The organism is Candidatus Poribacteria bacterium, from assembly GCA_016866785.1.
Classification (GTDB): domain Bacteria; phylum Poribacteria; class WGA-4E.
Genome location: VGLH01000031.1, coordinates 25,522 through 34,894, shown reverse-complemented (window position 1 = coordinate 34,894; position 9,373 = coordinate 25,522). Strand labels below are relative to the sequence as shown.

Genomic DNA, 9,373 nt, shown 5'->3' with positions numbered 1-9,373 from the left:
CCTCGTCGGATCGTCGCAGCACCAATCGCTCGGTGTACCAGTCGTTCGGACGACCCAGGTACTTGAGCTGGCTGCGCTTCTGCCGCTCGGCGACCTCCCAGGTGTCTCGCGGCAAGCCAGTCACCTGGTAGCCGTACACCGCATCCGTGTAGGTGTCTTTGTAGAGCCCAAGGCGAACCTCGTTATCGTCCACCTTGCCGATGATCGTGTCCTCGTCGCCGCCGCACCCGGCGACAGCAGCCAGGCATAGGACTCCGATCCAGGCTCTGATCCGACAGACGTCCTGACTCCCGGTTCGAGTCATCGTCGACTCCTCCCGTCACTGGGCACATGGCTCGGCTGCGCACTTCCCCGCCGGGCATGGTAGCATGGCGACATGCCTTCACCAACGCCGCCCGACGATCCTAGGAGGGAACCCGCGTCGCTGCTCTCTCGCTTGATCCGGGTTCCGTCCACGCCGGGCAGCGGACTCGACACCGAAGTCTCGTCGCTCCTGTGCGACTGGTCGGCGCACGCGGGCGTGCCATCGCGCATCGTCGAGCCGGTCGCCGGGAAGGGGTCGTTTGTCGCGTCCATCGACGGCACGTCCGAACAGCGACTCCTCTTGCTGTGCCACGTCGATGTCGCCGAAGCCGATCCGCAGGGCTGGACGGTCGCGCCGTTCGCGGGCGCTATCGAGGCTGGCGAGGTCTGGGGTCGCGGGGCGGTTGACGCCAAAGGGCTGACGGTCGTCTGGTTGGCGGCGCTGGAACGCATCGTTTCGGCGCGGACGCCTCTTCGGCGAGGCATCACGCTGGTCGCGGCTTCGGACGAGGAATCAGGCGGCGCGCACGGGACTCAGTGGTTGGCGGAGCACGTTCCCGAAGTCCGTGACTGCGCAGCTGGCATCTGCGAGGGAGGGGGCGTCGTCGTCATGGTTCGCGGGCAGCCGTTCGTCACGTGTCAGATGGGCGAGTGCGGAACGGCAACCGTGGTCGGCGCAATCGAGCGGTTGCCCGACCGAGCCCTTGTCCGCATCCCGTCGCGTTCGATGCGAGCCCTTCGACGGTCGTTGGAACCCTTGGTCGGTCGATGGTTCGCGCACCAGGCGGCGCGCTCTCGGTGGGTGAGGTATCGGCTCGACTGTCCCATCGACCTCGAAGTCGTGTCACACGCGGTCTACGAGCGCCGAGGGGAGTCGGGTCATCTGCGGTTCCCGCCTGGAGTCGATCCAGCAGCGCTGGCAGATGCGCTCGGCAGCGGCTTCGGCATTCCGTCCGGCGATCTGAGTGCGGACGTCAGCGAGCCAGCGACCGAGTCGCCTGCGGACACACCGCTATACGGCGTTCTGGAATCAGCCACCCGCCGGTTCCTTCCGAGAGCGCGAGTCGTGCCGCACGTCACGCCCGGCATGTCCGACGCCCGGTTCCTCCGTCGTCGCGGAATCCCCATGTACGGCTTCTTTCCGTTCCTGCCAGCAGATGCAGCGCTCCGGCAGCACTCGGTCGATGAGCGACTCTCCATCGCCGATCTCCGCCGATCCATCGACGCAGCGGAGTGGGTCCTGCGAAGGTTTTGCGGTTAGGGAGCCATCCGCTGGAGTCGTCGCGGACTGCCCGCTTGTCGTTGGCGGCGGCGACGCGCTAGCATGGCGATCACCTTGAACCGGTGAGTAGCGCGAGCGATCCTCGCGACCGCAGTGGTGCAGCAGGAGATGCGATCGATGTCGATACCAGCGACGAACGCAGATGGCGCGGCGGCGATCCCCTTCACCGATGAGCAGCGGTATGTGTTCGACGTGCAGGGCTGGATCGCCATCCCGGACGTTTTGTCTGACGATCAGGTTGGCGAGATGCGCGAGTTCACGTACCGGCTCCACCGCGACCGCGGCTCCATCTCGCCTGCGCATCGGTCGTCCATCGGCGGACCTCTCGAAGCCTTGACCGACCACCCCATCGTGCTGGGTTTCATGAACGAGTTCGTGGCGCACCTGCACCACGCCAGCGAGGAGTGCTACGGCTTCCGCTTCGAGGGCAGCTTCAGCACCATCCGAGGCGCGGGACACGACAACTTCAGCCCCCATGGCGGAAACGGCATGCTGCGTTTCCCCGGCAACCATCACACGTACCATGTCGTTCCGGGGAAGGCTCACAGCGGACTGACGCGAGTCGTCTGGGAGCTGAACCAGGTTCGCGACGGTGACGGCGGAACGGCATTCCTCTGCGGCAGCCACAAGGCTGCGTTTGGAGCTCCACCGTCGCTTCTGGGTCGCGATTCCCCGCGATGGGAGTCCTATTCGTGCCCGGCGGGCTCCGTATTGTTCTTCACAGAGGCGATCACGCATACAGGCTGGGTCTGGTCGAACACGGAATGGGATCGCGTCGCGATCTTCAACTCGTACAACACCGTCGGCAGCAAGTGGCACAAGTGGGAGCCGCACCCCGAACAGCTCACGGCAATGCCGCCGAAACGCCAGACGCTCTTCCGAGGCGTCTACTGCCAGGATAACGTCGTCCGCGGATGACAGACAGGAGTCGCTGCCCGATGGATGGTCGAACGTCTGAACGAACCGGCAGGCTTCCAGACGGCAGCGCCGCCCGCATCGCCTGGACAGACGGCATCATCCAAGACGTGTCGGCGCTCCCAGGCGGGGCCGATGTCAGCGCGACCATCGCTCCCGCGCTGGTGGACATCCAGGTCAACGGCTACGGGGGATATGACATCAACTCGCCGACCGTCGAAGCTTCGGACGTGATCGAGATGGCTCGGATCGTCTGGAGCACCGGCGTCGGCTCATTCCTGCCGACCGTCGTCACCGGCTCGCACGACCGCATGTCGCGCTCCATCCGCACGGTGCGCGAGGCGTGCTCGAAGGAGCCCCTGGTCGCGGAGAGCGTCGTCGGGCTCCACATCGAGGGACCTTACATCTCGCCCGAAGACGGTCCTCGCGGCGCTCACCCGAAAGACCACGTTCGCCCGCCAGACTGGGACGAGTTCCGGCGATGGCAGGACGATGCCGACGGCACGATCCGGCTCATCACACTCTCGCCAGAATGGAACGGAGCCAACGCCTTCATCGAGCGAGCGACGGCGTCCGGCGTCCGGGTGGCGCTCGGTCATACCCAGGCTTCTGCGCGGCAGATACACGACGCCGTCGAAGCAGGCGCGTCGCTATCGACCCACCTTGGGAACGGTGCGCATGCAGTCCTGCCGCGGCACCCGAACTACATCTGGGAACAGCTCGCCGACGACCGTCTCTGGGCGAGCTTCATCGCCGACGGGCACCACCTACCCCCCGCCACGATCAAGTGCATGATTCGAGCGAAGTCGCCGGAGCGCACGATACTCACGAGCGACGCGGTCGCGCTTGCGGGGATGGCTCCAGGGCGGTATGAGGGCTTCGAGTCGCGAGCAGTCGAGGTGTCCGCGAATGGGCGCGTAACGCTTGCCGGAACGCCCTACCTCGCTGGAGCCGGATTACCCTTGATCGACGGCGTCGCGAACGCGATGCGCTGGCTCGAGTGCTCTCTCGCCGAGGCATGGCGCATGGCGACTGCGAATCCGGCGTCGTTCATCGATGCGCGGCCAAGCGCTCGACTGGAACCTGGGGAACCAGCGGATTTGGTCATGCTGCGCGCCGACGCGCATGGGCTCACGGTAGTCGAGACCGTGGTCGCAGGAGAAACGGTGTTCACGGAGGACGTGAGCGAATAGCCCGCAGACCATGCCGACATCACGGCGTCGGCGGAGCCTGATGGAAGGAGACAGAGCTCGGAGCGTTGCGATTCCATGTGTCAACGTGACGGATCGTCGTCGGAAGGGATCACGATGAAAGTAGCTTTTATCGGTGTTGGCGGCATCGCCGGAAGCTATCTGAACAGCCTGGCGAAGTTGGACGATGTCCACGTCGCGGCAGTGTGCGACGTGAACCGTGAACGCGCCGAGAGCGTGGCGGCGAAGTACCACTCGCGCGTCTATCTGGATCACAAGTCGATGGTCGACGACGAGGAGCTCGACGCGCTCTTCATCGCCATACCGCCGTTCGCACACATGGATCAGGAGACGTACGCAGCCGCGCGAGGCATCCCGCTGTTCGTGGCGAAGCCGGTGGGCTTGTGCCTCGCCACGACGCGAGTCGCGTTGTCGGCGATCCGCCAGCACGGCGTTCTGACCAGCGTCGGGTACATGTGGCGGCACTCGGACTTGACCGACCGAGCCTTCGAGCTGATCGACGGCAGACCCATCGGCATGGTCATCGGCAACGTCCACGTGAACACGCCCGGAACGGCGTGGTGGCGGGTGCTGGGTGAGTCCGGGGGACAGATCGTCGAGCAGTCGACACACATCTACGACCTGGCGCGCTACTTCTGCGGCGAAGTCACCGAGGTCCACGGATGGGGCGGCAGCCGGCTCAATCCAGCCATCGACTTCGAGGACGTGACAACGGTCAATCTCCGCTTCGCCAACGGCACGGTGGGCAACGTCACGTCCACGTCGCTGGTGCGCACGGGTCGCTACACGCTGGAGCTCCTCGGAGCCGACTGGCACCTGATCTTGGAGTACGCCGCCAACCGAATGCGCGGACACATCGGCGGCGAGACCGTCGAGTTCCAGGCAGCCGAGAGCGGCTACTACATCCAGGTCGAGCGCTTCATCCGCGCCGTGAGAGAGAACAAGCCGGAGATGATCCGGTCGGACTTCGCGGACGGCGTTCGCAGCCTCGCGCTGACGCTCGCAGCCAACGAGTCGATGCAGACCGGCGACGCCATCCAGGTTCCACACATCGATTAGCCACGAGCCGCTTCGGAATCGCGTATGGAGTTGCCCGCTGACTGTATCAGCCCAATCCAAGAGTGGAGGAGGCGCGACGCGCCATGAGCTCGACACAACCGCTGCTTCGCGCGGCGCTTCGCGGGTCTCTCAGGCTGAACCTGCGCACGCGGCACCAAGTCTTCAAAGGAGCCGACGAGTGGACGGCGTCGACCGTCATCCACGACTTCCCGGTCGCCGAGACAGCGTTGCTGCTCTGCGATGTGTGGAATGAACACTGGTGTCGCGGCGCGACCGAGCGCGTCGACGCGATGGTTCCCAGAATGAACCAGGTGGTTTCGTTCGCGCGGGGCCACGGCGTTCAGGTCATCCACGCCCCGTCGGACACGCTCGACTTCTACGCCGAGAGCGAGCCGCGAGAGCGGGTGCGGCTCGCGCCGCCCTGCGATCCTCCAGTTGATCTGCCCATCACGGATCCGCCGTTGCCCATCGACGACTCCGACGGCGGATGCGACACGGGTGAACCGCCCTGGCGGAAGGCGTGGTCCCGTCAACACCCAGGGATCGAGATCGCCCAGAGCGACGGCATCTCGGACAATGGGCGGGAGGTCTACAGTCTGCTGCGTCAGCTCGGGATCGGGAACCTGATCATCATGGGCGTGCACACGAACATGTGCGTGCTCGGGCGGTCGTTCGGGATCCGTCAGATGACGCGGTGGGGGATTCGCTGCGTGCTCGTCCGCGACCTGACCGACGCCATGTACAACCCGAAGATGCGTCCGTTCGTCTCCCACGACGCCGGGACGCAGCTCGTCATCGAGCACATCGAGAAGTACTGGTGTCCGTCGGTCTTGAGCGACGACCTGCTAGCCGTACACTCGGAGTAGCCGAGACCAGCCTGGTGGGATGCCGACGCGTATGCGTCGGCATCCACCCGATGCGCTACCTCATGCCCTTCAGCTCTGCCCAAGTCGCGGCGGCTTTGCCGTCCGGCTGAACTGCCGTCGTCGTCATCGGCTCGAATCCGAGGTAGTCGATCTCGGCGGAGACCCCCGCCGCTGTGCCCGGATCGAGGCGGAACACCTTCACGTTGTGCTCCTGCCAGCCGCCGCGCTCCATTTTCACCGTGATGTCCTTGAACGAGCCTCCGGTGTCGGCGACATCAAAGTTCTGGCGCTGGACTTCCCCCCAAGCCGTATCTTCGACGGTGATGTAGTAGATCTGCCACGTGCTCGCGGGCGACGTCTTGAGCCGCATGTACAGGGTCGGGAACGCCTTCCCGCTGAAGGTCTCATACGAGACCTTGTTCCACTCGCCGCCGGGGAAGAAGTAGGGGTCCGCGCCGGTCGATGCCGCGACCTTCAGGACGCCTGCCTCGACCGAGAGAGCGGTCTGGTTGACCGCCGTCCATCCCTCGATGTCGGATGCCTTGTCGAACGTCCACTTCGGCGCCGCGTTCACTGCCATCGACAGCGAAAAGAGCGCGGCTGCTGTCAGCGACACTACTCCATGCATGCTCACTCCTCCTTTGTGATCTCCACCGAACCTATCGTTCCGCCTTGAGGGCTCCCCACGCGACGGCTGGTCTCCCAACGGGATCAACGGCTTTCGCGCCTTCCGGCCTGCCAACGAACGAGATGTAGTCGATCTCCGCCTTGACGCCGGCGGCGGTGCCCGGGTCGATGCGGAATCCTTTGATGTCGCTATCCTGCCATCCGCCGCGCTCTAGGACGACCTCGATGTCCTGGAAGTCCGCCGCCATCGCGACATCGAAGTTCTGTCGCATGACCTCGCCCCAAGCGCCGTCCTTCGTCGTCACGTAGTAGATCTGCCACGTGTTCGCCATGTTGACCCGAAGGCCCATGTAGAGCGTCTTGTTCTTCTTGCCGTTGAATGGCTCATAGTCGGCGACGTTCCAGTTGCCTCCCGGGAACATGTACGGGTCCCCGCCGAGCGACTCGGTGAGCAGGACCCCGCGCTTGTTCTTCTTGGCATCCGTGACCTGGTCGATGTCCAGCGGCGCGAGCTGGTTGATCGCCCCCCACTGGAGGAGCTCTTTCTCGTCGTCCTTCGTCTCGAACAGCCACTCCGGTCCCACATCGACACCAACCGCCCACGCCTGAGCCACCCCGCCCAGAGCCAAAGCAGCACAGAGCCATGCCAAACTCGAAATACGTGTACGCATCATGGTTCCTTTCGTCGGCTGGGCCCAGACGTCGTCCGCATCAGTTCCTCGAACCGCAGCCGTAGCGTCTCATCGTCGGGATTCAGCGAAAGCCCGCGCTTCGCCGCCGCACGTGCCGCGTTCGCGTCGTGGCGCGCCCAGTGCACGGTGGCGAGCGTGTCCCAGTAGTTCGCGTTCGCTGGTTCCATGTTCGTCGCCGCCGTCGCATGCCTCAGCGCCTCGTCCAGCGAGGACTCCTGTTCGGCGAGCAACAGCGCCAGGTTGTTGCGCGCCGACGCCAGCTCAGGGGACAACTCGACGGCGCGCCGGTATGCCGTGACCGCCTGACCCGGCTCCATGAGCTTCGTGTAGGCGAGCCCGAGGTTGTGCCACAGACCGCCATCGTCAGCGCGGAGCTCGATCGCGGCAAGGAACGCGCGGGAAGCCAGGTCGTACCTGCCGCGCGTCATGTGAACCGCTCCGAGGCTCGCCTGACTGCGCGCATCGTCGGGGTTCAGCCGCGCGTGCTCATCCGCCCGCAGCAACAGCGCTTCGGTGACTCGCAGGCGCTCGAAGCGTGTGGACGCCTCCTCGGCGTCGGACTCTCGACCGAGCCGACGCAACGCCTGCGACATGCCGTACACAGCGTCGGCATAGTCGGGCTGAACCGACGCCGCACGCGAAAAAGCCGCCAGCGCATCCCCGAACCGCGAGCGCCTCATCGCGACGCGCCCCTGACCGTAGAGAGCCAGCGCCGCCGCCGGTTCCGTCCGAACGGCGGACTCGTAAGCACGCGAAGCCCCGTCCAGATCGTTCTGCCTCAATCTCACGTCGCCCAAGCCGGTCCAGGCATCCGCGGACGATGAGTCGATCTCGGCAGCTCGCGCAAACGCAGTCGCCGACTCCGCGAGCTTTCCTTGTCGGAGCGTCAGGATTCCCAGGTCCAGATGCGGAGCGAACGCGAGAGGATCGGCTGCGACCGCGCGCCGATACGCTTTCTCGGCTTCTGCGTACTGCCTCTGCTCGCTGCGGACGACCCCGAGCTGGATCAGCGCTTGGACATTGAGCGGATCCGAATCGAGGACGTGTGTGAGCTCTCTTGACGCCGCAGCGTAGTCGCCCACTTCGGCGTAAGCGGCAGCGAGCTCGGTCCGCGCGGCAGAGCTCGTCGCATCGAGCTCGAGCGCGGCAAGCAGGGGGGCAATCGCTCGTTGCGGGAACCCCGCCTGGCGATGGAGCACGCCCAATCGAAGACGCGCCCCGTATGACCCGGTCGAGAGAGCGACTTCCGACTCCAACTCAGCGCGCTGCTGCTGATACTGAGTGGGCGTAGCCCCGGCGTCCGCGACCGCTAGTAGCAGGGCACAGAAGCAGAACGACGCTCGGATCCAACGCCCCATGCGCCGATGCGCGTCAGGAGCTAGTGCCGCTTCAGCTCTGCCCATCGCACCGTCGCCTTGCCGACGGACTCGACGGCGAGGTACGTCCCTGCTTGGATCGTCTTGATCTCGTCGAGGCTGATGACTCGGTTAAATAGGAAAACGTCATCGATGATGCCGGTGAAGAACTCCTGCCCCGGGTTGCGGGCCCCGACCATGATGGCGCCGTCTGTCGCGTCCACCTTGGGCGGCTTGCCGCCCTCGCCAGCCAACGCCGCGTCGAAGTAGATGCTGACGCCCTTCGACGTATCGTGGGTCACGGCAACGTGCGTCCAGGTCGTGGTCAACGGCTTCGTCGTGACGGCTTTCTGAGCCCATCCGCCGCCCGACGTAGACCACACGTAGACATTCTGGTTCCGATTGTAGATGACCGCCCATTTCAGCGTGCCGCCGGCGACCATGTAGTTCCAGTCGCTGATCTGGTTCTCGGCTCGCTTCACCCAGAAAGCGACAGAGAACTTCTCGTTGAGCTGGAGCGCGTCGGTGATGGGCACCTTGACGTGGGTCGACTTCCCACCCTCGAACGACATCGCTTTGCCGATCTTGCCGTCGACCAACGATGGGTTGTTGACGAGCTCTGCGGGGTTCTTCGCGTTGGACAGATCGGACGTCGTGTTCCCCTTGGCATCGTCCAAGGGCAGGTAGAGCACGACGGAGTCGTCGATGGCTGCCCACAGGGGCAGCCCGATGGCGACCAAGGCGAGTGCAGCCACGAGAGTGCGTATCGGGCGTCGCCGACGAGCCATGTCCACCCTCCTTCGATGGGATGCCGCGTCTTGGCTGAGCTCTCGACCAAGATACCGCAGCGGAGTAGACGGGTCAACTTGCGCGCAGTGTTAGGCAGGAGCATCGGTTTGTCGCGCCTCTGGAACCTTCCCCTTCCGAATGGGGGAGGTCAGGTAGGGGGTTGGGCGACGGATGACGACAGCGCGCTGGTCATGCCTTGTCCGCTCCGAAGTTCGGAATAGACACCCAATGAGGCTCGCTTCGTATCGCGCCCGCCCCACGGGCGCATCGGTCT

10 protein-coding genes are annotated in these 9,373 nt (G+C 65.0%); 5 read left to right on the top strand and 5 right to left on the bottom strand.

Features of this window, described 5'->3' with window-relative positions; translation table 11 throughout:
- A partial coding sequence (locus FJZ36_06480) for a hypothetical protein (GenBank protein ID MBM3214543.1) occupies nt 1-304 on the bottom strand: 304 nt, incomplete at its 3' end.
- Nucleotides 305-376: 72 nt separating this feature from the next.
- Here FJZ36_06480 and FJZ36_06475 point away from each other — a divergent pair.
- From FJZ36_06475 to FJZ36_06455, 5 genes are all read left to right on the top strand, one after another.
- Complete coding sequence (locus FJZ36_06475; GenBank protein MBM3214542.1) at nt 377-1,564, top strand: M20/M25/M40 family metallo-hydrolase; 1,188 nt, start codon at nt 377-379, stop codon at nt 1,562-1,564.
- A 129-nt stretch (nt 1,565-1,693) separates the two neighbouring features.
- Nucleotides 1,694-2,503, top strand: coding sequence for a hypothetical protein (locus FJZ36_06470; GenBank protein MBM3214541.1), 810 nt, complete (start codon nt 1,694-1,696; stop codon nt 2,501-2,503).
- Entirely contained in the window at nt 2,500-3,693 is a 1,194-nt protein-coding gene (locus tag FJZ36_06465) for an amidohydrolase family protein (GenBank protein ID MBM3214540.1), read from the top strand. Before FJZ36_06470 ends, FJZ36_06465 begins: the two co-directional genes overlap by 4 nt.
- 75 nt (nt 3,694-3,768) lie before the next feature.
- Nucleotides 3,769-4,770, top strand: coding sequence for a Gfo/Idh/MocA family oxidoreductase (locus FJZ36_06460; GenBank protein MBM3214539.1), 1,002 nt, complete (start codon nt 3,769-3,771; stop codon nt 4,768-4,770).
- 83 nt (nt 4,771-4,853) lie between these two features.
- Nucleotides 4,854-5,636 (top strand): isochorismatase family protein, encoded by a 783-nt coding sequence (locus FJZ36_06455; GenBank protein ID MBM3214538.1) that lies wholly within the window; start codon nt 4,854-4,856, stop codon nt 5,634-5,636.
- Nucleotides 5,637-5,691: 55 nt separating this feature from the next.
- On the opposite strand, the gene FJZ36_06450 is transcribed toward FJZ36_06455, so the two are convergent.
- From FJZ36_06450 to FJZ36_06435, 4 genes are read right to left on the bottom strand one after another with little or no spacing between them, the layout of a single operon-like run.
- Nucleotides 5,692-6,264: a hypothetical protein gene (locus FJZ36_06450; protein ID MBM3214537.1), complete on the bottom strand. Its 573-nt coding sequence runs from the start codon at nt 6,262-6,264 to the stop codon at nt 5,692-5,694.
- Between the two features lie 31 nt (nt 6,265-6,295).
- Complete coding sequence (locus tag FJZ36_06445; protein MBM3214536.1) at nt 6,296-6,934, bottom strand: hypothetical protein; 639 nt, start codon at nt 6,932-6,934, stop codon at nt 6,296-6,298.
- On the bottom strand, nt 6,934-8,358 hold the full coding sequence (locus FJZ36_06440) for a tetratricopeptide repeat protein (protein ID MBM3214535.1): 1,425 nt from the start codon (nt 8,356-8,358) through the stop codon (nt 6,934-6,936). Before FJZ36_06440 ends, FJZ36_06445 begins: the two co-directional genes overlap by 1 nt.
- Complete coding sequence (locus FJZ36_06435; GenBank protein ID MBM3214534.1) at nt 8,334-9,098, bottom strand: LamG domain-containing protein; 765 nt, start codon at nt 9,096-9,098, stop codon at nt 8,334-8,336. Before FJZ36_06435 ends, FJZ36_06440 begins: the two co-directional genes overlap by 25 nt.
- Nucleotides 9,099-9,373: the final 275 nt, after the last annotated feature.